General features: G+C 60.1%; 26 protein-coding genes. 11 read left to right on the forward strand and 15 right to left on the reverse strand.

Annotated elements, in window-relative coordinates; translation table 11 throughout:
* Positions 1-11: 11 nt before the first annotated feature.
* From ACIPZ8_RS09970 to ACIPZ8_RS09980, 3 genes are all read left to right on the forward strand, one after another.
* On the forward strand, positions 12-605 hold the full coding sequence (locus ACIPZ8_RS09970; RefSeq protein ID WP_012274070.1) for a phosphoheptose isomerase: 594 nt from the start codon (positions 12-14) through the stop codon (positions 603-605).
* Complete coding sequence (locus tag ACIPZ8_RS09975) at positions 602-1,180, forward strand: BON domain-containing protein (protein WP_400722116.1); 579 nt, start codon at positions 602-604, stop codon at positions 1,178-1,180. The genes ACIPZ8_RS09970 and ACIPZ8_RS09975 overlap by 4 nt, the downstream gene beginning before the upstream one ends.
* 79 nt (positions 1,181-1,259) lie before the next feature.
* Positions 1,260-1,478 carry a YgdI/YgdR family lipoprotein gene (locus tag ACIPZ8_RS09980; RefSeq protein WP_103449214.1) on the forward strand — a complete coding sequence of 73 codons (219 nt, stop codon included), beginning with the start codon at positions 1,260-1,262 and terminating at the stop codon, positions 1,476-1,478.
* Positions 1,479-1,527: 49 nt separating this feature from the next.
* Here ACIPZ8_RS09980 and ACIPZ8_RS09985 read toward each other — a convergent pair whose 3' ends face one another.
* From ACIPZ8_RS09985 to rplM, 7 genes are all read right to left on the reverse strand, one after another.
* A complete protein-coding gene (locus ACIPZ8_RS09985) occupies positions 1,528-1,959 on the reverse strand; it encodes a ClpXP protease specificity-enhancing factor (protein ID WP_400722119.1) in 432 nt (143 codons plus the stop codon).
* A 10-nt stretch (positions 1,960-1,969) separates the two neighbouring features.
* Positions 1,970-2,593 carry a glutathione S-transferase N-terminal domain-containing protein gene (locus ACIPZ8_RS09990; RefSeq protein ID WP_400722122.1) on the reverse strand — a complete coding sequence of 208 codons (624 nt, stop codon included), beginning with the start codon at positions 2,591-2,593 and terminating at the stop codon, positions 1,970-1,972.
* Between the two features lie 116 nt (positions 2,594-2,709).
* On the reverse strand, positions 2,710-3,489 hold the full coding sequence (locus ACIPZ8_RS09995) for a cytochrome c1 (RefSeq protein ID WP_027918011.1): 780 nt from the start codon (positions 3,487-3,489) through the stop codon (positions 2,710-2,712).
* Positions 3,489-4,700 (reverse strand): cytochrome bc complex cytochrome b subunit, encoded by a 1,212-nt coding sequence (locus ACIPZ8_RS10000; protein WP_016395499.1) that lies wholly within the window; start codon positions 4,698-4,700, stop codon positions 3,489-3,491. Before ACIPZ8_RS10000 ends, ACIPZ8_RS09995 begins: the two co-directional genes overlap by 1 nt.
* Complete coding sequence (petA, locus tag ACIPZ8_RS10005) at positions 4,700-5,293, reverse strand: ubiquinol-cytochrome c reductase iron-sulfur subunit (protein ID WP_016395498.1); 594 nt, start codon at positions 5,291-5,293, stop codon at positions 4,700-4,702. The genes ACIPZ8_RS10000 and petA overlap by 1 nt, the downstream gene beginning before the upstream one ends.
* Before the next feature lie 264 nt (positions 5,294-5,557).
* A complete protein-coding gene (gene rpsI / locus ACIPZ8_RS10010; protein WP_003260797.1) occupies positions 5,558-5,950 on the reverse strand; it encodes a 30S ribosomal protein S9 in 393 nt (130 codons plus the stop codon).
* 14 nt (positions 5,951-5,964) lie between these two features.
* Positions 5,965-6,393: a 50S ribosomal protein L13 gene (rplM, locus tag ACIPZ8_RS10015; RefSeq protein WP_003251819.1), complete on the reverse strand. Its 429-nt coding sequence runs from the start codon at positions 6,391-6,393 to the stop codon at positions 5,965-5,967.
* A 257-nt stretch (positions 6,394-6,650) separates the two neighbouring features.
* On the opposite strand from rplM, the gene ACIPZ8_RS10020 reads away from it, so the two are divergent.
* Positions 6,651-7,691, forward strand: coding sequence for an NADP(H)-dependent aldo-keto reductase (locus ACIPZ8_RS10020; RefSeq protein ID WP_400722127.1), 1,041 nt, complete (start codon positions 6,651-6,653; stop codon positions 7,689-7,691).
* Positions 7,692-7,879: 188 nt separating this feature from the next.
* Complete coding sequence (locus ACIPZ8_RS10025; RefSeq protein WP_400722471.1) at positions 7,880-8,800, forward strand: GlxA family transcriptional regulator; 921 nt, start codon at positions 7,880-7,882, stop codon at positions 8,798-8,800.
* Positions 8,801-8,917: 117 nt separating this feature from the next.
* On the opposite strand, the gene zapE is transcribed toward ACIPZ8_RS10025, so the two are convergent.
* From zapE to ACIPZ8_RS10040, 3 genes are all read right to left on the reverse strand, one after another.
* Positions 8,918-10,012 (reverse strand): cell division protein ZapE, encoded by a 1,095-nt coding sequence (gene zapE, locus ACIPZ8_RS10030; RefSeq protein ID WP_103449208.1) that lies wholly within the window; start codon positions 10,010-10,012, stop codon positions 8,918-8,920.
* A 149-nt stretch (positions 10,013-10,161) separates the two neighbouring features.
* Positions 10,162-11,505 carry a tryptophan--tRNA ligase gene (locus ACIPZ8_RS10035; RefSeq protein WP_400722130.1) on the reverse strand — a complete coding sequence of 448 codons (1,344 nt, stop codon included), beginning with the start codon at positions 11,503-11,505 and terminating at the stop codon, positions 10,162-10,164.
* A 25-nt stretch (positions 11,506-11,530) separates the two neighbouring features.
* Positions 11,531-12,166, reverse strand: coding sequence for an alpha/beta hydrolase (locus ACIPZ8_RS10040; protein ID WP_400722133.1), 636 nt, complete (start codon positions 12,164-12,166; stop codon positions 11,531-11,533).
* A gap of 135 nt (positions 12,167-12,301) precedes the next feature.
* Here ACIPZ8_RS10040 and ACIPZ8_RS10045 point away from each other — a divergent pair, with 135 nt between their 5' ends.
* Positions 12,302-12,739 (forward strand): YhcB family protein, encoded by a 438-nt coding sequence (locus tag ACIPZ8_RS10045; RefSeq protein ID WP_400722136.1) that lies wholly within the window; start codon positions 12,302-12,304, stop codon positions 12,737-12,739.
* Between the two features lie 79 nt (positions 12,740-12,818).
* Here the strand turns inward: ACIPZ8_RS10045 and ACIPZ8_RS10050 are convergent, their stop codons facing one another.
* Positions 12,819-14,015 carry a methionine gamma-lyase gene (locus tag ACIPZ8_RS10050; protein ID WP_400722138.1) on the reverse strand — a complete coding sequence of 399 codons (1,197 nt, stop codon included), beginning with the start codon at positions 14,013-14,015 and terminating at the stop codon, positions 12,819-12,821.
* A gap of 127 nt (positions 14,016-14,142) precedes the next feature.
* Between ACIPZ8_RS10050 and ACIPZ8_RS10055 the strand changes: the two genes are divergently transcribed.
* The 5 genes from ACIPZ8_RS10055 to ACIPZ8_RS10075 all read left to right on the forward strand — a co-directional run bounded on the left by ACIPZ8_RS10055 (position 14,143) and on the right by ACIPZ8_RS10075 (position 18,573).
* Positions 14,143-14,622: an Lrp/AsnC family transcriptional regulator gene (locus tag ACIPZ8_RS10055; RefSeq protein WP_159408957.1), complete on the forward strand. Its 480-nt coding sequence runs from the start codon at positions 14,143-14,145 to the stop codon at positions 14,620-14,622.
* A gap of 84 nt (positions 14,623-14,706) precedes the next feature.
* Complete coding sequence (locus ACIPZ8_RS10060; protein ID WP_400722141.1) at positions 14,707-17,055, forward strand: S-type pyocin domain-containing protein; 2,349 nt, start codon at positions 14,707-14,709, stop codon at positions 17,053-17,055.
* Positions 17,052-17,315, forward strand: a complete 264-nt coding sequence (locus ACIPZ8_RS10065; RefSeq protein WP_085675061.1) for a bacteriocin immunity protein — start codon at positions 17,052-17,054, stop codon at positions 17,313-17,315. The genes ACIPZ8_RS10060 and ACIPZ8_RS10065 overlap by 4 nt, the downstream gene beginning before the upstream one ends.
* A gap of 157 nt (positions 17,316-17,472) precedes the next feature.
* Positions 17,473-17,793: an S-type pyocin gene (locus tag ACIPZ8_RS10070; RefSeq protein ID WP_400722144.1), complete on the forward strand. Its 321-nt coding sequence runs from the start codon at positions 17,473-17,475 to the stop codon at positions 17,791-17,793.
* Between the two features lie 111 nt (positions 17,794-17,904).
* Positions 17,905-18,573, forward strand: a complete 669-nt coding sequence (locus tag ACIPZ8_RS10075) for an RES family NAD+ phosphorylase (protein ID WP_400722147.1) — start codon at positions 17,905-17,907, stop codon at positions 18,571-18,573.
* 34 nt (positions 18,574-18,607) lie between these two features.
* Here ACIPZ8_RS10075 and ACIPZ8_RS10080 read toward each other — a convergent pair whose 3' ends face one another.
* The 4 genes from ACIPZ8_RS10080 to ACIPZ8_RS10095 form a co-directional block, all read right to left on the reverse strand.
* Positions 18,608-19,240, reverse strand: coding sequence for a hypothetical protein (locus ACIPZ8_RS10080; protein WP_400722150.1), 633 nt, complete (start codon positions 19,238-19,240; stop codon positions 18,608-18,610).
* A 155-nt stretch (positions 19,241-19,395) separates the two neighbouring features.
* Positions 19,396-21,297 carry a sulfate adenylyltransferase subunit CysN gene (gene cysN, locus ACIPZ8_RS10085; protein WP_400722153.1) on the reverse strand — a complete coding sequence of 634 codons (1,902 nt, stop codon included), beginning with the start codon at positions 21,295-21,297 and terminating at the stop codon, positions 19,396-19,398.
* 15 nt (positions 21,298-21,312) lie between these two features.
* Positions 21,313-22,230, reverse strand: a complete 918-nt coding sequence (cysD, locus tag ACIPZ8_RS10090) for a sulfate adenylyltransferase subunit CysD (RefSeq protein ID WP_060508578.1) — start codon at positions 22,228-22,230, stop codon at positions 21,313-21,315.
* 154 nt (positions 22,231-22,384) lie between these two features.
* Positions 22,385-23,143 carry a Nif3-like dinuclear metal center hexameric protein gene (locus tag ACIPZ8_RS10095; protein ID WP_152954828.1) on the reverse strand — a complete coding sequence of 253 codons (759 nt, stop codon included), beginning with the start codon at positions 23,141-23,143 and terminating at the stop codon, positions 22,385-22,387.
* Between the last annotated feature and the right edge of the window lie 56 nt (positions 23,144-23,199).

Here is a 23,199-nt window from a genome sequence, read left to right on the forward strand (position 1 = left end):
AAGGTCACCAGATGGACATGCAATCCCGAATTCGCCGGCTGTTCCAGGCCAGCATCGACACCAAGCAACAGGCAATGGACATCCTGGCACCGCACATCGAGCAGGCCAGCCTGGTCATGGTCAATGCGCTGCTCAACGAGGGCAAGATGCTCGCCTGCGGCAATGGCGGCTCGGCCGGCGACGCCCAGCACTTCTCTTCGGAGTTGCTCAACCGCTTCGAGCGTGAGCGCCCGAGCCTGCCGGCCATCGCCCTGACCACCGACAGCTCGACACTGACCTCGATCGCCAACGACTACAGCTACAACGAAGTCTTCTCCAAGCAGATCCGCGCCCTGGGCCAACCAGGCGACGTGCTGCTGGCGATTTCGACCAGCGGCAACTCTGCCAACGTGATTCAAGCGATCCAGGCCGCACATGATCGCGAAATGATTGTCGTAGCATTGACCGGACGTGACGGCGGCGGCATGGCTTCGCTGCTGCTGCCCGAAGACGTGGAAATCCGCGTACCGTCGACGGTCACTGCACGTATCCAGGAAGTCCACCTGCTGGCGATCCACTGCCTGTGCGATCTGATCGACAGCCAACTGTTCGGGAGTGAAGAATGACCCCCATACGCCTCGGCCTGATGGCCCTGACCCTGTGCCTGAGCGTCACCGGCTGCAGCTCGGTACTGACCTCGACCCGCAATTCGCCGATCGAGGATGATCGTGGCACGCGTACCATCGGCAGCAAGATCGACGACTCGCTGATCGAAACCAAAGCCTCGGTCAACATCGCCAAGGCCAGCCCTGACCTGGACAAGAGCTCGCACATCGTCGTCAGCAGCTACAACGGTATCGTCCTGCTCGCCGGGCAAACCCCGCGCGCCGACCTCAAGAGCCTGGCCGAACAGACTGCCAGCCAGGTACAGCGGGTGAAGAAGGTGCATAACGAGCTGCAGGTGATGCAGCCCTCCTCCATCCTGGCGCGCAACAACGATGCCTGGCTGACCACCAAGATCAAGACCCAGATGCTCGCCGACAATGCCGTGCCAAGCTCGCGCATCAAGGTGATCACCGAGAACGGCATCGTCTATCTGCTGGGCCTGGTAACCCAGCAAGAGGCCAACTCTGCCACTGCCGTGGTTCAGGGTGTGTCTGGCGTGCAGAAGATCGTCAAGCTGTTCGAGTACATCGACTGATCCGGTTGCCGCCGTTGCCAGTAACTGACCGGCATCGGCGGCAGCCTGCCCCACCTGTTCAATTTCCAGGAAACACCGCATGAAAAAGCTTCTGCTGCCCGCCCTGCTGTTCGGAACCTTCGCCACCCTGGCCGGCTGCTCCACCCCAAGCCTGATCACCCTCAACGACGGCCGCGAAATCCAGGCCGTAGACGCCCCGCACTTCGACAAGGACTCGGGCTTCTACGAGTTCCAGCAGCTCGACGGCAAGCGCACCCGCATCAACCGGGACCAGGTCCGCACCATCAGCGACCTGTAAGCGCAGCTCAGCATCAAAAAAAAGGCGATCCATCCGGATCGCCTTTTTTTTACTTGACCACTTTGAGGCTTGGGCGCCCGCTTGGCCGCGGTGGCTGGCCACCCCCTTCCGGCGGGCCATCATCATCTGGCTCGACACCTTCGTCTTCCAGCTCATCACCGTCCGTCAGCGGCGGCTCCAGCTCAAAGACCATGCCTTGGCCATTTTCACGGGCATAGATACCCAGAATGGCACCCGCCGGCACGAATAACGAATGGGCAACACCACTGAAGCGTCCCTCGAAGCTCACAGCGTCGTTATCCATGTGCAGGTTGCGCACGGCACTCGGCGAGATGTTCAAAACGATCTGGCCATCACTGGCGAAACCTTGCGGCACCTGGACCGCCGGAAACTCGGCATTGACCAGCATATGGGGGGTGCAATCGTTGTCGACGATCCACTCGTACAGTGCTCGAACCAGGTAGGGGCGACTGGAGTTCATCAACGGCTCCTTAAAGCTTGCGCATTTCACGTTCAACGGAGGACAGGCTCGCCATGAAGGGCTCACGGGCGAACTGCCGCTCCATGTAATCCAGCAGCGGCTTGGCCTGCCGCGGCAATTCGATACCCATTACCGGCAAGCGCCAGAGTATGGGCAATAGACAACAGTCGACCAGGCTTTGCTCCTCGCTCATGAAGCAAGCGAACTCGCCGAACAGCGGCGATACACCGGTCAGGCTCTCGCGCAGGGCCTTGCGGGCCTCGGTACGGGCGGCCCCAGCGCTGCGCGGATCGAGAATGATATCAGCCAGCGCGCACCAGTCACGCTGAATACGGTGCATCAGCAGACGGCTGTTGCCACGCGCCACCGGATACACCGGCATCAGTGGCGGATGCGGGTAACGCTCCTCGAGGTATTCCATCACCACGGTCGACTCATACAACGCCAGGTCGCGATCGACCAAGGTCGGCACGCTGCCGTAAGGGTTCACCTCTGCCAGCCTGGCTGGCAGACGCGCAGGGTCGACGTCGATGATCTGCACGCTGACGCCCTTCTCGGCGAGCACGAGGCGTACTCGGTGAGAATAATGGTCAGCAGGGTCGGAATAGCAGGCTAACCGGTTGGTTGCGCCCATGTAGCGCCTCCTCGCAGGGATACTTGTACAACTCTAAATGAAAACGCGCCCGCGGGGGCCTGGCAAATCTGCCAGGCCCCCGCGGGCGCGTTCAACTACCAGAAATTACTGCGTGATCAGTGCACGTCCTTCCAGTATTCGCGCTTGAGCAAGTAGGCAAATACGAAGAAGAAAGCCAGGTACAGCAACACGTAGGTACCGATGCGCTGGCTTTCCAGTTTGACCGGGTTGGCCGAATAGGCCAGGAAGGTCACCAGATTCTTGACCTTCTCGTCGAACTGCTCGGTGTTCAGGGTACCGGAATTCGGCGTAATGGTCAGCTGGTCACAGGCCTCATGGGTCAGCGGGCTACCCGTCAATGGGTCGAATTGCTTCTTGCCATCGACCACCATCTGCACCTGTTTGCAGCCAACCACCTGGTTGCCCTGCAGGCCGACCAGCACGTTGGGCATGCCGACGTTCGGGAACACCTTGTTGTTGACCCCGTACGGGCGCGACTTGTCTTCATAGAAACTGCGCAGGTAGGTGTACAGCCAGTCGGTACCCCGCACCCGTGCGACCAAGGTCAGGTCGGGCGGCGCGGCGCCGAACCAGGTCTTGGCGTCGCTGGGCTGCATGCCTATCTGCATGTGATCGCCGATCTTGGCACCGGTGAACACCAGCTTCTCGAGCATCAACTCATGGGGAATGCCAAGGTCATCGGCAACCCGCTCGTAACGCTGGAACTTGGCGCTGTGGCAACCCATGCAATAGTTGGCGAAGGTGCGCGCACCGTCCTGCATGGCCGCCTTGTCGGTCAGGTCGATATCGACCTTGTCCAGCTCCAGGCCGTGTTCGGCAGCGAAGGAAAAGGCAGGCATCACTGCCAGCAAAAATACTGCAATCAACTTTTTCATCAGCCAGTCACCCTTTCCGGAACCGGTTTGGTCTTCTCGAGCCTTGTGTAGAACGGCATCAGCAGGAAGTAGGCGAAGTACAACACCGTGCACACCTGCGACAGCAAGGTGCGCCCAGGCGTAGGCGCCAGTACGCCGAGGATGCCGAGGATGACGAAGGCAATGCAGAACACCAGCAGGAAGACCTTGCTGATCCAGCCCTTGTAGCGCATGGAGCGCACCGGGCTGCGGTCGAGCCAGGGCAGCACGAACAGCACGGCAATCGCGGCGCCCATGGCGATTACGCCCATGAGCTTGTCAGGCACCGCCCGCAGGATCGCGTAGAACGGCGTGAAGTACCACACAGGCGCGATGTGCTCGGGCGTCTTGAACGCGTTCGCCTGCTCGAAGTTGGGTTTTTCCAGGAAGTAACCACCCATTTCCGGGAAGAAGAACACCACGGCGCAGAACACGAAGAGGAACACCACCACCCCGACAATGTCCTTGACGGTGTAGTACGGGTGGAACGGAATGCCGTCGAGTGGAATGCCGTTTTCGTCCTTTTTCTTCTTGATGTCCACACCATCGGGGTTGTTCGAACCCACTTCGTGCAGCGCCAGGATATGCAGCACCACCAGACCGAGAATCACGATCGGCAGGGCCACCACGTGCAAGGCGAAGAAGCGGTTCAGGGTGATGCCCGAGATCAGGTAGTCACCACGAATCCACTGGGTCAGGTCGCCACCGATCACCGGGATGGCACCGAACAGCGAGATGATCACCTGGGCCCCCCAGTACGACATCTGCCCCCACGGCAGCAGATAGCCCATGAAGGCCTCAGCCATCAGCGCCAGGTAGATCAGCATGCCGAACAACCACACCAGCTCGCGGGGCTTCTGGTAGGAGCCGTAGAGCAGGCCGCGGAACATGTGCAGGTAGACCACGATGAAGAACGCCGAAGCGCCGGTGGAGTGCAGATAGCGCAGGATCCAGCCGTACTCGACGTCCCGCATGATGTACTCGACCGAGGCGAAGGCTTCTTCCGCCGAGGGCGTGAAACTCATGGTCAGCCACACGCCAGTGACGATCTGGTTGACCAGTACCAGCAGCGCCAGCGAGCCGAAGAAATACAGGAAGTTGAAGTTCTTGGGCGCGTAATACTTGCTCAGGTGATCTTCCCACATCTTGGTGGCGGGGAAGCGAGCGTCAATCCAGTCCATGAACTTGCTCATCATGCTTTCTCCTGGTCGACGCCGATGACGACGATGTCGTCCGACTCATAAGAATGCGGCGGCACTGGCAGGTTGAGAGGCGCCGGCTGCGACTTGTAGACACGGCCGGCCAGGTCGTAGTGGGAGCCGTGGCAAGGGCAGAAATAACCACCGACCCACTTCGGCCCGAGGTCTGCGGGCGCAACTTCCGGGCGGAAGGTCGGCGAGCAGCCCAGATGCGTGCAGAGGCCGACGAGAATGAGGATTTCCGGCTTGATCGAGCGAACCTCGGGGTCGACATAGGTCGGCTGCACCGAGCTCTTCGATTGAGGGTCGGAGAGGTCACCCTCGATCTTCTTCAGGTTGCCAAGGATCTCCTGCGTTCGCCGCACGATGAACACCGGCTGGCCACGCCACTCGGCAACCATCTGCTGCCCTGGCTCGACCTTGGCAATATTGACCTTCACCGGTGCGCCGGCAGCCTTCGCCTTGGCACTGGGAAACCATGACCCCACGAACGGTACCGCAGCCCCCACTGCCCCCGCTGCCCCGACCACGGATGTCGCGGCTACGAGGAAGCGGCGCCGGCCTGCGTTGACGCCGTCATTGCTCATTCAGTCCTCTCCCATCAGCTTTGCTTGGCCAGTTGGACCTGGCCTGTACTTAGGTTGTGTCTGTGGCACTAAAATTTGGCCGCCATGGTAAGAAACAAATCCACACAGTGACAAGGTGATTACCCCCACAAGGAGCTATAACCCGCGCTTTGCTTGATCTGCGTCTATGCGACAAGTGGTCACCGACATGCTGACAGGTTAGTTCAAGCACAAAAAAAAGCCCGGTTCCAAGGAACCGGGCTTTTTTCGACTGCCGAAGCGGTATTAACGCTTGGAGTACTGAGGACGCTTACGCGCTTTACGCAGACCCACTTTCTTACGCTCGACTTCACGAGCGTCGCGGGTGACGTAGCCAGCACGACGCAGAGCGCCACGCAGGGTTTCGTCGTATTCCATCAGAGCGCGGGTGATACCGTGACGGATCGCACCGGCCTGACCGCTGACACCACCACCGGAAACGGTGACGTAGATGTCGAACTTCTCAACGGTTTCGGTCAGCTCGAGCGGCTGACGAACAACCATGCGAGCGGTTTCGCGACCGAAGAACACGTCCAGAGAACGGTTGTTGATGGAAATGTTACCAGTACCCGGACGCAGGAAAACGCGAGCGGTTGCGGTCTTGCGACGGCCAGTGCCGTAATTTTGAGTCGCCGACATAATGAACTTTCCCGTTAGATCTTCAGTTCTTGAGGCTGCTGAGCAGTGTGTGGGTGAGCAGCACCCGCGTACACTTTCAGCTTACGGTACATGTCGCGACCCAGCGGGTTCTTAGGCAGCATGCCCTTGACCGCGGTTTCGATAACACGCTCAGGGGCCTTGGCGATCAACTTCTCGAAGTTGATTTCCTTGATGCCGCCTGGGAAACCGGAGTGGGAGTAGTACATTTTGTCGGAAGACTTGGCACCAGTCACACGAACCTGTTCAGCGTTGATGACGACGATGTAGTCGCCGGTGTCAACGTGAGGGGTGTATTCTGGTTTGTGTTTGCCACGCAGACGGGTAGCGATTTCGGTAGCCAGACGACCCAGGGTCTGGCCAGCGGCGTCAACTACGAACCACTCGCGCTTTACTGTTTCCGGTTTAGCAGTAAAAGTTTTCATTCTCTAAAGCCTCAGAGGCCGCCCAGCGAAAAATAGACGGCGAATCTTACTGGATAGTGCACAGCTTGCCAAGGGCAAGCGCGCAGCCGAACGCTGACGCTTTTGGGGGCTCGGGTCGGGCACGCCAATGTTCGACGGGGTTCTTCCTGCGTGGTGGTGCATCACTTCCGCCACACGGAGAGGGGCAGAATTATCCAGATTGCGCGAAAAATTTCAACCTGCTTTGATGGGCTTCTTTGCCAAGGAGTGTTTTCCCGATGGAATACCGCAAGCTCGGCCGTACCGACCTCGACGTCAGCGCCCTGTGCCTGGGCACCATGACCTGGGGCGAGCAGAACACCCAGGGCGAGGCCTTCGAGCAGATCAAGCTGGCCAAGGCCAGCGGCATCAACTTCATCGATACCGCCGAGATGTACCCGGTGCCGCCTCGCCCGGAAACCTATGCGGCCACCGAACGCATCATCGGCAACTGGTTCCGCGCCAACGGCGACCGCGACGACTGGGTGCTGGCCAGCAAGGTCGCCGGCCCCGGCAATGGCATCAGCCACATCCGCGACGGCCAGCTCAAGCACAACCGCCAGCACATCGTTGCCGCGCTGGACGCGAGCCTCAAGCGCCTGCAAACCGACCGCGTCGACCTCTACCAGCTGCACTGGCCGGAGCGCAGCACCAACTTCTTCGGCAAGCTCGGTTACCAACACCTGGCCAACGACCTGTTCACTCCACTGGAAGAAACCCTCGAAGTGCTCGACGAGCAGGTACGTGCCGGCAAGATCCGCAACATCGGCCTGTCCAACGAAACCCCATGGGGCACCATGAAGTTCCTGCAACTGGCCGAAAGCCGTGGCTGGCCGCGGGCAGTGTCGATCCAGAACCCCTACAACCTGCTCAACCGCAGCTTTGAAGTGGGCCTGGCAGAAGTGGCGATCCGCGAGCAATGCGGCCTGCTGGCCTACTCGCCACTGGCCTTCGGCATGCTTTCGGGCAAGTACGAGAACGGTGCCCGGCCAGAAAAAGGCCGCCTGACCCTGTTCAGCCGCTTCGCCCGCTACTCCAACCCGCAAACCGTGGCGGCCTGCAGCCGTTATGTGCAACTGGCCCAGGCCCATGGCCTGGACCCGGCCCAGATGGCCCTGGCGTTCGTGACCCGACAGCCGTTCGTGACCAGCAACATCATTGGCGCAACCGACCTGGTGCAGCTGAAGAGCAACCTCGACAGCCTGCAGCTGAACCTCAACGACGAACTGCTCGCGGCAATCGAGGCCATCCACCAGGAGCAGCCGAACCCCGCGCCCTGAACAGCATGGGCCGCTTTGCGGCCCCTCTGCGACACGGGGTAGACACAATCGCCAAAAAATAAGACGATCCAGCCGGTGATTGACCACTCTACCCTATAAGAACAATGACAATGATGTTTACCCAACCCTCCGCGTCGTTGCGGCGCGTCAGCATCCTGGCCATTGACAAGGTGTTCGCTTCGACCCTGATGCAGGCCAAGGATTTCTTCCACCTCGCCAGCTTGCGCTACAGCAAGCAGCTGGGCCTGGGCTTGCAGCCCATGTTCGAGATTCGCCTGGTGAGCCCCGACGGCCAGCCGGTGGACAGCTTCAGTAATGTGCAGTTGCCGGTCGATGGCGGCCTTGACGATGCCGACGTGATCATCCTCCCGGCCTTCTGGGAAGATTTCGACAACCTCCAGCAACGTTATCCACAGGTGCTGCCATGGCTGCGCGAACAGCACGCCCGTGGCGCCGTGTTGTGTGCCGAAGCCAGCGGGGTGTTCTGGCTGGCAGAGTCCGGCCTGCTCGACGGCAAGGAGGCGACCACCTACTGGCGCTTCTTCAACAGCTTCGCCGAGCGCTACCCGAAGATCCGCCTGAATCAGGACAAGCACCTGACCGACGCCGACAACCTGTACTGCGCTGGCGGCACCACTTCAGCCTGCGACCTGTATATCTACCTGATCGAGCGATTCTGCGGCGCCAATGTGGCGTGTGCCGTGGCCCGCGACATTCTCTACGAGGTGCAGCGCAACTACACCCCGGGGCGCATGGGCTTTGGCGGGCAGAAGCTGCACCAGGACCTGATCATCCTGCAGATCCAGCATTGGCTGGAGGAACACTTCGCCGACAAGTTCCGCTTCGAGGATGTGGCCCGCAACCATGGCATGAGCATCCGCAACTTCATGCGCCGCTTCCAGGGGGCAACCGGTGACAAGCCGCTCCACTACCTGCAGCGGTTGCGTATCGAGACGGCAAAAGGGCTGCTGTCGAGCACGCGCAAGAGTATCAAGACCATCAGTTATGAGGTCGGCTATGACGATGCCAGTTTCTTTGCGCGGTTGTTCCGACAGCACACGGAGTTGTCGCCGAATCAGTATCGGCAGCAGTTCATGCAAGAAGCTTGAGGCCACTGGGGCTGCTTTGCAGTCCTTTCGCGACACAAGGCCGCTCCTAAAGGGGAACGCGAATTCCTGTAGGAGCGGCCTTGTGTCGCGAAAGGGCCGCGAAGCGGCCCCAGTGTCCTAAGGCTTGTGCGCGCGCGACAGGAATTCGTGCGACTGCATTTCCAGCAACCGGCTCAGGGTCCGCTGGAACTCGAAGCTCAGGCGCCCGCCGGTGTACAGGTCTTTCAGCTCAACCTCGGCCGAGATGATCAGCTTGACGTTGCGATCATAGAACTCGTCCACCATGTTGATGAAGCGGCGGGCGATGTCGTCGGTGGTGACGCCCATCTGCTCCACGTTGCTCAGCAACACGGCATGGAAGATCTTGCCCAGCTCGATGTAGTCGTTCTGGCTGCGCGGCCCGTCGCACAGGGCGCGGAAGTCGAACCAGGCGACGTCGTCGCAGGTGCGCAGGGCATTGATCGGGCGGTTTTCGATCATCAGCACGTCGTTCTCGACGGCCTGGGTGCATTCGGGCGTCAGCGCCTTGAAGCTGGCGCGCATGCTCTGGTGCGCCGCGTCGTTGAGCGGGAAGTGGAACAGTTCGGCCTGCTCCAGGTGGCGCAGACGGTAGTCGACGCCGCTATCGACGTTCACCACGTCGGTGTACTGCTTGATCATGGCGATGGCTGGCAGGAAGCGTGCGCGCTGCAGGCCATCCTTGTACAGGCCGTCAGGGACGATGTTGGACGTTGCCACCAGCGAGACGCCGTTCTTGAACAGCTCTTCCATCAGGGTGCCGAGGATCATGGCATCGGTGATGTCGGACACGAAGAATTCGTCGAAGCAGATCACCTTGGCTTCTTCGCTGAAGCGCTTGGCGATGAGGGTCAGCGGGTTCTTCTCGCCCTTGAGGGTTTTCATTTCCTCGTGGACGCGCTTCATGAAGCGGTGGAAGTGCGTGCGCATCTTCTGCTTGAACGGCAGCGCTTCATAGAATGTGTCGACCAGATAGGTCTTGCCACGCCCTACCCCACCCCAGAAGTACAGGCCTTTGACTGGCGTCTGCTCCTTCTTGCCGAACAGCTTGCCGAACACGCCCGGCTTGTTGTTCTGCGCGTGCACCAGGTCGTCGTACAGACGCTGCAGGTGACGTACCGCAGTTTCCTGCGCCGCGTCATGGAAGAAGTCGGGACGTTTCAGATCTGCTTGATATCGTTCTAGGGGCGTCATGATTTCGTTAGCGAGGCAACAAAAAACGGGCCGTCACTGTAGCGACAGGCCCGCTTAATGGCAATCAGACTTGCGTCAATATGCCTCATACATGCCAGCGAAGCGCTGGATGGCACCGGCTTTGCCGGTGTTCGCGGATAAATCCGCTCCTACAACGGCTGAAGCGCTACACGCAGGCTTTCGATAGCCGAATCACGGGCTTCGGCGCTGTCGAACTGCGGCCCGTCGGCAACCTGCTCGTCGTTCAGCCACAGGCTGAAGCCCAGACCGTCAACGCGCACGTCGGCATCCAAGCCCTGCTGCAACTGCTTGCTCACCGCACCGGCGCTCTTGCCGTCAGCGAAGCTGCGCGACAGCAGCAGTTGCTCGCCATCGGCGGCCAGCAGGCGGAAGCGGAAGCTGCCGTCTTCATCACGGAAGCTGACGAAGCGCGCGCTCTTGGCAGCTTTCTTCTTCACTTCGGTGCTGGCCTGCACGCTGCTGCGGAACGAGCGCAGGCCAACCGCCTCACGCAACTGCTCGAGGAACGGGGTGGCGATCTTGCGGGCCTTGGCGGCGCCGGCAAGGAGGATGTCCTCCAGGTCTGCCGGACGCGCGATCAACTGGTGGTAGTGCTCACGCTTCTCTGCCAGCTGGCCGTCGAGCAGCTGGAACAGGCGTTGCTTCGCCTCGCCCCAGCCCAGGCCCTGCAGCAGCTCTTCACGGAATTCGGCGCACTGCGACGGCGTGGAGAAGGCCTGGAACAGGGTGAACAGGTGCGAATTGTCCGGATCCTTGGCTTCGCCAGGCGCACGCGAGTCGGTGACGATGCGCGAGATGGCGTCTTTCATGTCCTTGGCGCTGGTGAACAGCGGGATGGTGTTGTCGTAGCTCTTGGACATCTTGCGACCATCCAGGCCCGGCAGGGTCGCCACGCTCTCCTCGATCACCGCCTCCGGCAGGGCGAAGAAGTCATTGCCCTGGCCGAACAGGTGGTTGAAGCGCTGGCCGATGTCGCGGGCCATTTCCACGTGCTGGATCTGGTCACGGCCGACCGGCACCTTGTTGGCGTTGAACATCAGGATGTCTGCGGCCATCAGCACCGGGTAGCTGTACAGGCCCATGGTCACGCCGGCATCCGGGTCTTCGCCGGCTTCCAGGTTCTTGTCCACCGAGGCCTTGTAGGCGTGGGCGCGGTTGAGCAGGCCCTTGGCGGCGACGCAGGTCAGCAGCCAGGTCAGCTCGGGGATCTCGGGGATATCGGACTGACGGTAGAAGGTCACCTTCGCCGGGTCCAGGCCACCGGCCAGCCAGGTGGCGGCGATTTCCAGGCGCGAGCGCTGGATGCGCAGCGGGTCGTCGCACTTGATCAGGGCGTGGTAGTCGGCCAGGAAGTAGAACGAGTCGACACCAGGCTGCTGGCTGGCGACGATCGCCGGGCGAATGGCGCCGGCGTAGTTGCCCAGGTGCGGGGTGCCGGTGGTGGTGATACCGGTGAGAATGCGCGTGGTCATGGGTGTTCGCTTATTCAGGCTTGGCTCAGTTCGAAAGGCGCGGCAGCAGCAGATCCTTCAGATCGGTCAGCTTGCCATGGAAGAAGTGTCCGCATTCTGCCACTTTCAGCAGCTCATGGGGGCGGCCCAGTGCGTCGGACCATTCGTATACCAGCTGCGGATCGACGACTTCGTCGGCATCAGGCTGCACCACGGTGATCGGGCAGCGCTGCGGCAGCGGGAAATCGGCGGTCAGGCGCATCACCGCCGGGGCGATCATGAACAGCTGTTGCAACGCCACGCCTTGCGCTTCCAGGCGCCCGGCCAGGCTGGTGGCGACGAAGCCACCGAACGAGAAGCCCATCAGTACCAACGGCAGCCCGGGGTGCTTGGCACGCAACCAGGCCGCCGCCGCCTCGGCATCGGCCACCTCGCCAGCGCCCATGTCATGGCTACCGGCGCTCTGGCCGACACCGCGGTAGTTGAAGCGCAAGGTCACGTAGCCGGCGTCGCGGGCGGTGCGCTGCAGGGTCGAGACCACCTTGTTGAGCATGGTGCCGCCCTGGACCGGGTTGGGGTGGCAGATCAACACCGCACCGCGGGCATCGGCCACGTCCAGGTACAAGGCTTCCAGCTGGCCGATCGGGCCATCGATGAACAAGGGGGTTTCGCGGACAAGCAAGGCACTACTCCGTGACCTCGAAGGGGGTCGATTCGTCTAGGTGAGGAATTCTGTTCTGATTTGCGATCGCTCGCGGTATACAGCGCAGGTCTGAGCCGTTAACGTAAAGCAAAGCCGTTTATAGAGGAAGGACTCGTGGAACTCTCGCTCCTTGTTTGGTTGTTGCCAACCCTGGCCCTGGTCATCGGTGTGGCGGTCGGTTTCATCGTGGCCCGCCTGTTGCCCAACGCGGCGCCCAGCAATACCCAGCGCCAGCTGGATGACATCCAGAAGCGTTTCGACAGCTACCAGAACGAAGTGGTCACCCACTTCAACAGCACCGCCATGCTGGTCAAGAAACTGACCCAGAGCTACCAGGACGTGCAAGACCACCTGGCTGAAGGCGCCAACAACCTGGCCCTGGACGATGTCACCCGCCAGCGCCTGCTCGCCGCCCTGCACTCCGAGGGCAGCCAGGGTCCGCGTGACCGCCTGACCCCGCCGAAGGACACCGCTGAAGTGCCACGTGACTACGCACCGAAGTCGCCTAACTCGCCGGGCATGCTCGACGAGAGCTACGGGCTCAAGCGCTGAACCGCTGAAATGAACAAGGCCTCGCATGAGGCCTTTTTCTTGGGCTGGATTTACCCGTGAAGAGGCCCGAGCAGGCTACCTAGCTGCAAGCCTTCAAAGCCTGCTCGACATCCGCCACCAGGTCCTCTACATCTTCCAACCCTACTGACAACCGCACCAACCCTTCGGAAATGCCATGATGCGCCCGCTCTTCGGGCGTATAGCTGGAATGGGTCATGCTCGCCGGATGCTGCGCCAGCGATTCGGCATCACCCAGGCTTACCGCCCGGGCAAACAGTTGCAGGGCATTCATGAAACGCCGCCCGGCTTCGATCCCGCCCTTGAGCTCGAAAGCGATCATTCCGCCTGGCAAGCGCATCTGCCGCTGCGCCAGTTCGTATTGGGCAAACGATGGCAGCCCTGGATACTGGATCAGCTCGACCTGCGGCTGACGCGCGAGAAACTCGGCCACCTGCTGGGCATTCGCGCAGTGACGATCCATGCGCAACGCCAGCGTCTTGATACCGCGCATCAACAGCGAGGCATCGTGCGGTGATAGCACCGCGCCAGTCATGTCCTTGAGGCCTTCAAGACGAACCCGGTCCACCAGCGCCTTGCGCCCGATCACCAGCCCGGCAGTGATATCGCCGTGGCCACTGAGGTACTTGGTCGCCGAATGCACCACCAGGTCGGCCCCCAGCTCCAGTGGCCGCTGCAGGTAGGGCGTGCAATAGGTGTTGTCGACCACGATATGCAGGTCATGCCCCCGCGCCGCTTCGGCCACCGCCTCGATATCGACCAGTTGCATGTTCGGGTTGGCCGGGGTTTCGAAGTAGATCATCCGGGTCTTGTGGGTGATCGCCGCTTTTAGCGCCTTGCTGTCATTGAGGTCGACATGGCGGACCTTCACCCCGAACTCGCCGATGCCATGGTGCATGTAGGCGAAAGTGCAGCCATACACCGTGCGCCCGACGATCAGCTCGTCACCGGGGCGTAGCAGGGTCCACAAGGTCGAGGTGATGGCGCCCATGCCCGACGCCAGCGCCAGGCCTGCCTCGCCCCCTTCCAGGGACGCCATGCGCTGCTCCAGCAACGCCAGGGTCGGGTTGGAGATACGGCTGTAGAAATGCCCGCCCTCCTCCCCGGCAAAGCACGCTGCGCCGTATTCAACACTGGGGAATGCATAGGTTGCGGTCTGGTAAACCGGTGGCACCAGGGCGCCGCCGTGGGAAAGCGGGTCGTAGCCATGATGGATGGCGCGAGTGGAAAAACCGGTGTTGTTATGGGAGTCGCGCATGACAACAGCCTCTGATGGTTTGTTATAAGCTTATGCCACCGAGCTGCCTGAATTTTTCCAAAATAGCCCACGCATTCGCGCCTAATTTGGAAAGAAAACAACAAATACAACACCAGGAGGGCAAATCATGCCTTCAAGCCTCGACCGCACCGACCGCGCCCTGCTCGCCGCCCTGCAGGACAACGCCCGCCTGACCATTTCCGAACTCGCCGACCAAGTCGCACTGACCACCTCGCCTTGCTGGCGACGGGTCAAGTTGCTGGAGGACAACGGGTACATCACCGGCTACCAGGCCATTTTGTCACCCAAGTCGCTGGGGTTCGGGGTGACGGCGTTTGTCAGCATCATGATGGACTCGCATACCAAGGATATGGCTTTGGCGTTCGAGCGAAGGCTGATGGAGATTCCCGAGATTGTGTCTTGCCACAACATATCCGGACGTTACGACTTTCTGCTGGAGATCCTGGCGAGGGATTTGGAGTCGTTTGGGGAATTTACCCGGGAAGTGCTGCAGCGGTTGCCGGGGGTGAAGGAGATTTATTCGAGTTTTTCCTACAAGGCTGTTAAGGAAAAGCGCGTTATTCCTGTTTCCGAAAAGCACATTTAAACCAGAACTTTCCAGTCAGCAGGAATACTCCTACTGATTGACGAGCAGCGCCTGACATACAGGAAAAACTGCCTGGAGCACGCTTTGCCATGTAGCGACCAGGAGGATGACTACATGGCTCAAAATGAATCCGTCAAATTTGGTGAACCCTTCCGTGATTCCCGCGGTGCGCTGAATCTGAATGAAGGCGTCTTGACGCGCGCGCAAGCCCCGGATCGAGTGCCTCTCAGCCCGTTGCCCCCGTTGTCCGGGACCGGCTATGGCGGCTGGGGGCTGGATGCAGGGCGACCTCGAGGTACTGGAGGGCCAAGCCCTTTCGCCCAGGAAAAAGGCTGGCGAACGGTTTTCGGCGAGGAGTTTACTGCCGTCAACAATATCCACGCCGAACAATATGCACCCGCTCTTGAGCAACTTCCCACGCAAATCAGCACTGAACGCGCTGCCATCGAACAACAGGCAATCGCGGGATCTGCAGCTCAACCCGTCCAGCATCTGGAGCTACGCCAACAGCTTGCCACGATGAGCTTGCAACAAAGGCGCGCCGAGTATCTTCAGATCGCCCCGGTGGCAACCAGCTTCTACGGTGCCATTCCTTTTTATAAACGCTACGACTCCTTCGCCACCCGGTTGAACGACGATGGCGCATTCCCGATCGGCACCTCTGGCGAGGCATGGGGCCAACAGGTCTGGGAGACTTTCAACGCTTCTGTCGATGCCGCCTACCGCCTGCACATCGCAGCACAGAAGTTTCAAGCGTTGGCGATGGACTTGCCGGAAATGGCTCGCCAGGTTGACGAGGCAGAACTTGCCCAACCCGCTGTCGACCTTCCCAAAGTAATCGAACGGCGGCATGGGCAAATTCTTCATGAACAGCAGATCTGCTTCGACTGCCTGCCCAGCTTCCTGCAACACCAAGTGGCTCAATCCACCCCAACCCATGAAACCGATACCCTCATCCAGCGTTTTTCGGCCTATGTAAACGCCGCCAACGCGCTGATTGCTGCGAAGCAAGCCGAGGTACCCGCTTTCGGCGACTCCAACCCGAACATCGTCGGTCCACTTTCCAAGCCACAAACCGAGGCACTGCAAGACCTCGTCAATGAACAGGCCACCCGCCGTGCCGGCGTGCTTTGGGCGGATTACCACCGGGCACTGACGCTCACAGAGTCCATTCGCTATTTGCAGCAGTTCAGCGCGGCCATGGCGAACCTCACCCAGCGAGCGCTGGAAATGGAACAACTGCAGGCAAGGTTTGCAGCCGAACGTGCAGCGGCCGAGGAGGCTGCACGTCAGCAAGCAGAAGCCGAACGCATAGCCGCCGAAGAAGCCGCACGGCGCCAAGCCGAGGCGGCACGCCAACGCATCAGTTACATCAACGACACCCACTCTGCTGCCTCGGCGACGACCGTAATTCCGATCGGGCTGGCGACCTTTGCTGCGGATGTCGCGTCGGTTGCTGTTCGCGGAGCGGTCATCGCAGCAGTAGGTCGATTGGCTGTCACAACGGCCCCCTTGGCTGTAGCCATACTTTCGGCAGCCTGGCCTGCAACGCTGAGCAATTCAGAAAGGCGGTACCTGATCAGCACTCCTCTTTCCAGCCTTTCTCCACCAGACGGGCCTGACCTGGCCGCCCTCGCCCTTTCATCAGCCAGCGTGGACGTGCCTTATTTACTTGCTGGTAGTGAAGACGCAAACGACATCAGCCTGTACGTCGTTCCCGGCGGTAAGGCAGTGCCGGTAAGGGCCGCAACATTTGATACTGAACGTCAGGTTTACAGCCTTGCGCTCGACAACCCTCAGCGCATCCTGACGTGGACACCGGCCAGCGCGCCTGGAGGTGACGACAATAGCTCCACAAGCCTGCCGTCACTTCCACCGGGCACGGTGGTCTACACGGGTAGCAGCCTTAACCCGATCACCACCGAAACGGAAAGTTACCCCGCGCTGGATCTGCTGGATCAGGAACGGCTGATCATCACATTCCCGATTGACTCGGGATTGCCGCCTATCCTGGTGGTTTTCAAGAGTCCGAGGTATGAGCCAGGTATCCCTACAGGAGTCGGTGCACAAGTAACAGGGCTCTGGCTTGGCGAGGCAACACGCGGAGAAGGCGCCCCCATACCGGCACATATTGCTGATCAGCTTAGAGGTATTGAATTTCGAAGCTACGATGCTTTTCGAGAAAAACTCTGGAAAATCGTAGCAAATGACCCCGAGCTCTCAAGGCAGCTTTCCAAACAGAACATTATTCGCATGCGGGAAAATGGGCACGCTCCCAGAGTAAGAAACCCCGACGTTTATGGAAAAAAGAAGAGTTTTGAGCTGCATCATGTAGTGCCAATCAGCGAAGGCGGCGAGGTGTATGACATCGACAATTTAAGGGTTGTCACGCCAGCGGCTCATCATAAGATTCATTATGGAGACAAGTCATGAGTATCAAGCCCAACTACAGCGATTATACAGAGTTGGAGTTCATTGAGTTTTTGAAGGAAATCTATCGCGCCAATGCCGAGGAGCCAGATGAGATACTAGATCCATTGCTGGAGCACTTTTCTGCAGTGACCGAGCACCCTAGCGGTACAGACCTGATTTACTGGCCTGAAAATGATGAGCAGGGTGAGCTTGAAGCAGTTCTGAGCATTATCAAAGCGTGGCGTGCAGCTAACGGAAAACCTGGATTCAAGGAAAACTGAACGTACACCCCGCTCCGGCGGGGTGCCTCCCTTTGGAGTGAGAACACTCCTACAAACTCTTCAAAAAGAAGCTACATCCAATGTAGCACGGTGAGTATTTCCATCCTGAACAAGCACAGCCATGATCTCGATACCACTTCAATAGAGAGACGCGGACATGGCATTCCAACTCCCCGAGCACATCGCAAACAAGCTTGCTGAGCAAACCTTCGAAAACTTTGACGATTTCTCCCAAGCCTTCTGGCTGGCAATCGCCGAAGACCCGATCTACTCCCAACAATTCGTTACCTCGCAACTCATCCGCATCAAGCAAGGCTGGCCACCTCGCGCGCCTTTCGGTGAAACCGCAAAAGGCGTACGCAACTATCAGATCTGCCACCTCGACCCACCTGCCTTTGGCGGTGCGACATACGACGCCGAGAACATGCGGATCATGAGCGCCCTGCAATACGCGCTGTCATCGGAGGTGAAATGGTGAAGTGACTATGACCGGCACTTCAAGTCCATCGGGGACATGAAGAGCTAGGTAGCTCATGCCGCTCATTTGGCGCTACCTGCAAACACCACTGCAGTTGCTCGGAGGCTTTTCATGAGTGGTATGGCGAAGCTGCCCGAAAATACAATCGCCAGCCAAGTACTGGAAACACTGAGCAGGTACCCGGAACTGATACGCCAGATACCCGTCGATACAATACTGCACCGCGTCCAGCCTTCCCTTTACGATGCCAACCCCGTCAACTATCGTGCAGACTCCGACACCCGGTATGCCGATCCCACCAAACAGATCGGCGTCTATTACCTCGGTCTCACCGAGGAAGTTGCCATGGCCGAGTCCTTCCAGCCTGGCCAGGGTGTTGATGACCAGTCAGTTAGTCTCTGGCGACTAGAGCAAACGTCACTGCATCGACTCAAGGCGGCGCGTGTATTGAACGTGGTTGACGTGGCCGCATTGGCCAATAGAGCCACCCACCACAAAGTGCGCGATATCGTGCAGGCCAAGGGACAGGGGCGAGAGGGATATGCACTCACCCAAAGAATCAGCCAAGCATGCATGAATGTCGCTGAGGTCGATGGCCTTCTCTATCAGTCAGCGGTTTACACGGTGACCGGGTCCATGGACGGGTGCAACCTTGTGCTGTTTGAGGGCCGTAGGCGCCAAGTCGAGGCGATCAGCCACCAGCTGGTAATGGAAGCACTGCTATCGAATGGGGAGACGGCTGTGGAATTCCTGGAGAGTCTGGGTGTATTGCTTGAGTAAGCACAGAAAAACGGACCTCTCACGAGGCCCGCCTTCACTGCCCCGCCATCAACGCATTCTGGTAGTCACGTTTGATGATTTCCAGAGCGGCTGGATCATCCAGCACTTCAAACCGAGGCACTTCGTTGCTCAGCTCGCCTGGATCAGAGAAATCCATTCTGCCGACCAAGTGCTGAACCAGCGTATTCATTGCTTCCGTATCAGTAGGATCAACATCAAGCGATGTAATCAATGCCTCAATGATTGACCTTGGCTTGTTTTCGGCAAACTGAAACGACGGGTAGAACTTTCTGCGATTGCCGGTATTAGTGTAGGCCAGGAGCTTCCCCGTCTTGGTCTTCTGACTCAGTGCTTGTTTAGTAATGCCCAGGATTTCGCACGCTGCTTTAGCGTCAAGCAGCTCACAGCGGCTGTCTACCCGTTCAAAGGCGCGTGCCTTCATCCTGGCCACAGCCTCCTGGTTGCGCATTGCAATACTGCGCTTCGCCTCAACCTCGACCTTGGCGAGCGCAGCAAAGGCCTTCTCGTCCGCAAGCGCCACGGCTTTGAGCACTACCGCAGCCGACGCTCGAGCAAGATGCTCCTCGAAGCGCTCCCGCAACGCAGCCTTGGCGGCCTCAATGCTTGCGAGCGCGGGATGAATGGCATCGTGGGTGACTGCACTCATAGACCCTCCTCAGGGCTTGAATAGCCTCTGTGCCCTTAGACTAGGGCGCCGCAATGATGCTGTCAACTTGTCAATTAGTCCATATGTAAAGCTTGTGCTAACTTCACAGATACAAAAAACCCCGCCGAAGCGGGGTTTTTCACAAGCAGCAATACTTAGATCGCGCCACGCTGACGCAGCACATCCAGTACCTGCTTCACGCCTTCATCAACACTGGTGTTCTGGGTATCGATCACCAGGTCGGCATCCAGCGGCACATCGAACGGGAAGCTTTCACCCGGGATGTTGTCGCCACCAGCTGCATACAGGCCCTGCGGGTCACGCTCGCGGCACGCCAGCGGCGAGGCCTGAACGTAAACGGTCACCAGGCGCTCCTTGCCGATCAGTGCCTTGGCCTGTTCGCGGCCTTCGGCATCCGGGGCGACGAATGCAGCCAGGGTCAGCAGGCCAGCTTCGTTGAACTGGCGCGCCACATGGGCAGCACGGCGCCAGTTCTCGGTACGGCCGGCGCGGTCCTGTGGCAGGCCCTTGTTCAGGTCGTGGCGCAGGTTCTGGCCATCGAGCACGTACACCGCACGGCCCATGTCGAACAGCTTGCGCTCGACGGCGTAGGCCAGGGTGCTCTTGCCAGCGCCGGACAGGCCGCTGAACAGGACGGTTGCAGGCTGCTGGCCGAAGCGCAGGGCGCGCTCCTCGGTGGCCACGTGCGCCTGCTTGCCATGCTGGCCGGTGCTGCCGTGCGGCAGGACGGGCGGCGCGATGATCATGCCGGCGCCGACGGTGCCGTTGGTCAGGCGGTCGATGACGATGAACGCACCGGTGGTGCGGTTGCTGTCGTAACCGTCCAGGGCGATCGAGGCGTCCAGGGCGACCTTGACGCGGCCGATCTCGTTCAGCTGCAGCGCGCTGGCAGCGCCCTGCTCCAGGGTGTTCACATCGACCTTGTGGGTGATGCTGGCAATCGAGCCCGGCACGTAGCTGGTGGCGCGCTTGATGTCGTACTTCTTGCCCGGGAGCATCGGCTCCTCGGCCATCCACACCAGCATGGCGTCGAACTGGTCGGTGACTGGCGGCACGTTATCGGCGTGCACCAGCAGGTCACCACGGGAGATGTCGATCTCGTCTTCCATGGTCAGGGTCACGGCCTGGCCTGGGCCGGCGCTTTCCAGTTCACCTTCGTAGGTGACGATGGACTTGACCCGGCTGCTCTTGCCCGACGGCAGCACCACCACTTCGTCACCCTTGTGCACCACGCCGCTGGCGAGGGTGCCGGCGAAGCCGCGGAAGTTCAGGTTGGGACGGTTGACGTACTGCACCGGGAAGCGCAGGTCGGTGAAGTTGCGGTCAGCCGCAACCTCGACGGTTTCAAGGATTTCCATCAGCGTCGGGCCGGCGTACCACGGCGATTGCTCGCTGTGGTTGACCACGTTGTCGCCCTTGAGCGCCGACATCGGCACGAAGTGCAGGCTGCTCGGCTTCAGGTTGATGGCGTCAGCGAACTTCAGGTAGTCGGCCTTGATCGACTCGAACACGCCTTCATCGAAGCCTTTGAGGTCCATCTTGTTGACCGCGACCACGATGTGCTTGATGCCCAGCAAGGATGCGATGTAGCTGTGGCGACGGGTCTGGGTCTGCACGCCGTAGCGGGCATCGACCAGGATGATCGCCAGGTCGCAGGTGGACGCGCCGGTGGCCATGTTGCGGGTGTACTGCTCGTGGCCCGGGGTGTCGGCAATGATGAACTTGCGCTTGGCGGTGGAGAAGTAGCGGTAGGCGACATCGATGGTGATGCCCTGCTCGCGCTCGGCCTGCAGGCCATCGACCAGCAGCGCCAGGTCGACTTCTTCGCCGGTGGTGCCGACTTTCTTCGAATCACGGGTGATGGCCTCGAGGTGGTCCTCGTAGATCATCTTCGAGTCGTGCAGAAGGCGCCCGATCAGGGTGCTCTTGCCATCGTCGACGTTGCCGCAGGTCAGGAAGCGCAGCAGTTCCTTGCGCTCGTGCTGGGCCAGGTAGGCGAGGATGTCCTCGCTGATCAGATCAGATTGGTGCGACATGGAGTAACCCTGAAATTAGAAGTAGCCTTGGCGTTTCTTGTCTTCCATGGAACCGGCGCCATCGTGGTCGATGACACGGCCCTGGCGTTCGGACGTACGGGTCAGGAGCATTTCCTGAATGATGTCCGTCAGGGTCTCGGCTTCCGACTCGACAGCGCCCGTCAGCGGGTAGCAGCCGAGGGTACGGAAACGCACCTTCTTCTTGACGATGCGCGCCTTCTCTTCCTCGGACAGGTGCTCGAGGATGCGATCGTCGTCGATCATGATCAGGGTGCCGTTCTTCTCGATCACTTCACGCTCGGCAGCGAAGTACAGCGGCACGATCGGGATGCCTTCGAGGTAGATGTACTGCCAGATGTCCAGCTCGGTCCAGTTCGACAGCGGGAAGACGCGGATCGACTCGCCCTTGTTGACCTTGCCGTTGTACACGTTCCACAGCTCCGGGCGCTGGTTCTTCGGGTCCCAGCGGTGCTTGCTGTCACGGAACGAGTACACACGCTCCTTGGCCCGCGACTTCTCTTCGTCGCGGCGCGCGCCACCGAAGGCGGCGTCAAAACCATGCTTGTCCAGCGCCTGCTTGAGGCCCTGGGTCTTCATGATATCGGTGTGCTTGGAGCTGCCATGGGTGAATGGGTTGATGCCCTGCGCCACACCCTCGGGGTTGACGTGGGTAATCAGCTCCAGGCCCATTTCCTCGACCATCTTGTCGCGGAAGCTGTACATCTCCTGGAATTTCCACTGGGTGTCGACGTGCATCACCGGGAACGGCAGCTTGCCCGGAAAGAAGGCCTTGCGCGCCAGGTGCAGCATCACGGCGGAATCCTTGCCGATCGAGTACAGCATCACCGGGTTATCGAACTCGGCGGCCACCTCGCGGATGATGTGGATGCTCTCCGCCTCCAGCTGTTTCAAGTGCGTCAGTTTGTCGACCATGGCTACTCACGAAAAAACACGAAAAACGATCTTATGGACGGCCTGCGGGCCGTGTTCGAGCGAGCCACTTTATCACAGCGGCTGCTTCTATTTAGGAGGCGGGCTAGATCGAAAAAGTCTAACGATATGACTGGGGGTTTGGCTCCCACAGGGGTCAGATCGGATTCGGGCAATCGATGAACAGATGCTCCAGGGCGAAGCGCCGCGCCAGGTAATCGCCCAGCGCCTGCACGCCATACCGCTCGGTGGCATGGTGCCCCGCGGCAACGAAGCTGACCCCGTTCTCCCGGGCACTGTGATAGGTCTGCTCCGACGCTTCGCCGGTGAGGTACAGGTCCACCCCGGCGGCAATCGCCGTATCGATGTAGCCCTGCCCGCCCCCGGTGCACCAGCCGACCCGGCGGATCATCTGGTCGCCCTCGACCAGCAACGGTTCACGCCCGAGCACTTCCTGCACCCGACGGGCGAAGTCACGTGCAGTCACAGGCTCGGCCAGCGAGCCGACCAGCCCGACCACCTTGGGGTTTTCCGGGTCCAGCGGCCCTTCGACGGTGATATCCAGCTGCCGCGCCAGCTGCACGTTGTTGCCGACCTCCGGGTGCACATCCAGCGGCAGATGAAACGCCAGCAGGCTGATGTCGTGCTTGAGCAAGGTCTTCAGGCGGCGCTGACGGATCCCGGTAACGCACGGGTTCTCGCCCTTCCAGAAGTAACCATGGTGCACCAGGATCAGATCGGCCTCGGCCTCGACAGCGGCATCCAGCAAGGCCTGGCTGGCGGTGACGCCGCTGACGATGCGGCTGACCTGCGGCCGGCCCTCGACCTGCAGGCCATTGGGGCAATAATCCTGGATCTTCGCGCTGCCCAGGTAGCGTTCGGCTTCCTCGACCAGGGTGTTGAGTGCGACGGCCATGAAAATCTCCTCGAAATCTGCGTTTTTCACGGGCGCAACGCCTGCAGAACGCCCGT

This window comes from Pseudomonas sp. NPDC089422 (assembly GCF_044749405.1).
In the GTDB taxonomy this organism is placed as follows: Bacteria; Pseudomonadota; Gammaproteobacteria; order Pseudomonadales; family Pseudomonadaceae; genus Aquipseudomonas.

What these genes read in the sequence shown, in the direction of transcription:
- zapE (WP_103449208.1), bottom strand. Translation starts at nt 10,012, where the DNA reads ATGACGCCCCTAGAACGATATCAAGCAGATCTGAAACGTCCCGACTTC.
- ACIPZ8_RS09980 (WP_103449214.1), top strand. Translation starts at nt 1,260, where the DNA reads ATGAAAAAGCTTCTGCTGCCCGCCCTGCTGTTCGGAACCTTCGCCACC.
- ACIPZ8_RS10000 (WP_016395499.1), bottom strand. Translation starts at nt 4,700, where the DNA reads ATGAGCAAGTTCATGGACTGGATTGACGCTCGCTTCCCCGCCACCAAG.
- ACIPZ8_RS10070 (WP_400722144.1), top strand. Translation starts at nt 17,473, where the DNA reads ATGGCATTCCAACTCCCCGAGCACATCGCAAACAAGCTTGCTGAGCAA.
- ACIPZ8_RS10050 (WP_400722138.1), bottom strand. Translation starts at nt 14,015, where the DNA reads ATGCGCGACTCCCATAACAACACCGGTTTTTCCACTCGCGCCATCCAT.
- ACIPZ8_RS10065 (WP_085675061.1), top strand. Translation starts at nt 17,052, where the DNA reads ATGAGTATCAAGCCCAACTACAGCGATTATACAGAGTTGGAGTTCATT.
- ACIPZ8_RS09990 (WP_400722122.1), bottom strand. Translation starts at nt 2,593, where the DNA reads ATGGGCGCAACCAACCGGTTAGCCTGCTATTCCGACCCTGCTGACCAT.
- ACIPZ8_RS10075 (WP_400722147.1), top strand. Translation starts at nt 17,905, where the DNA reads ATGAGTGGTATGGCGAAGCTGCCCGAAAATACAATCGCCAGCCAAGTA.
- ACIPZ8_RS10020 (WP_400722127.1), top strand. Translation starts at nt 6,651, where the DNA reads ATGGAATACCGCAAGCTCGGCCGTACCGACCTCGACGTCAGCGCCCTG.
- ACIPZ8_RS10095 (WP_152954828.1), bottom strand. Translation starts at nt 23,143, where the DNA reads ATGGCCGTCGCACTCAACACCCTGGTCGAGGAAGCCGAACGCTACCTG.
- ACIPZ8_RS10035 (WP_400722130.1), bottom strand. Translation starts at nt 11,505, where the DNA reads ATGACCACGCGCATTCTCACCGGTATCACCACCACCGGCACCCCGCAC.
- ACIPZ8_RS10080 (WP_400722150.1), bottom strand. Translation starts at nt 19,240, where the DNA reads ATGAGTGCAGTCACCCACGATGCCATTCATCCCGCGCTCGCAAGCATT.
- rplM (WP_003251819.1), bottom strand. Translation starts at nt 6,393, where the DNA reads ATGAAAACTTTTACTGCTAAACCGGAAACAGTAAAGCGCGAGTGGTTC.
- cysD (WP_060508578.1), bottom strand. Translation starts at nt 22,230, where the DNA reads ATGGTCGACAAACTGACGCACTTGAAACAGCTGGAGGCGGAGAGCATC.
- ACIPZ8_RS09970 (WP_012274070.1), top strand. Translation starts at nt 12, where the DNA reads ATGGACATGCAATCCCGAATTCGCCGGCTGTTCCAGGCCAGCATCGAC.
- ACIPZ8_RS09975 (WP_400722116.1), top strand. Translation starts at nt 602, where the DNA reads ATGACCCCCATACGCCTCGGCCTGATGGCCCTGACCCTGTGCCTGAGC.
- rpsI (WP_003260797.1), bottom strand. Translation starts at nt 5,950, where the DNA reads ATGTCGGCGACTCAAAATTACGGCACTGGCCGTCGCAAGACCGCAACC.
- petA (WP_016395498.1), bottom strand. Translation starts at nt 5,293, where the DNA reads ATGAGCAATGACGGCGTCAACGCAGGCCGGCGCCGCTTCCTCGTAGCC.
- ACIPZ8_RS10055 (WP_159408957.1), top strand. Translation starts at nt 14,143, where the DNA reads ATGCCTTCAAGCCTCGACCGCACCGACCGCGCCCTGCTCGCCGCCCTG.
- ACIPZ8_RS10025 (WP_400722471.1), top strand. Translation starts at nt 7,880, where the DNA reads ATGCAGGCCAAGGATTTCTTCCACCTCGCCAGCTTGCGCTACAGCAAG.
- ACIPZ8_RS09995 (WP_027918011.1), bottom strand. Translation starts at nt 3,489, where the DNA reads ATGAAAAAGTTGATTGCAGTATTTTTGCTGGCAGTGATGCCTGCCTTT.
- cysN (WP_400722153.1), bottom strand. Translation starts at nt 21,297, where the DNA reads ATGTCGCACCAATCTGATCTGATCAGCGAGGACATCCTCGCCTACCTG.
- ACIPZ8_RS09985 (WP_400722119.1), bottom strand. Translation starts at nt 1,959, where the DNA reads ATGAACTCCAGTCGCCCCTACCTGGTTCGAGCACTGTACGAGTGGATC.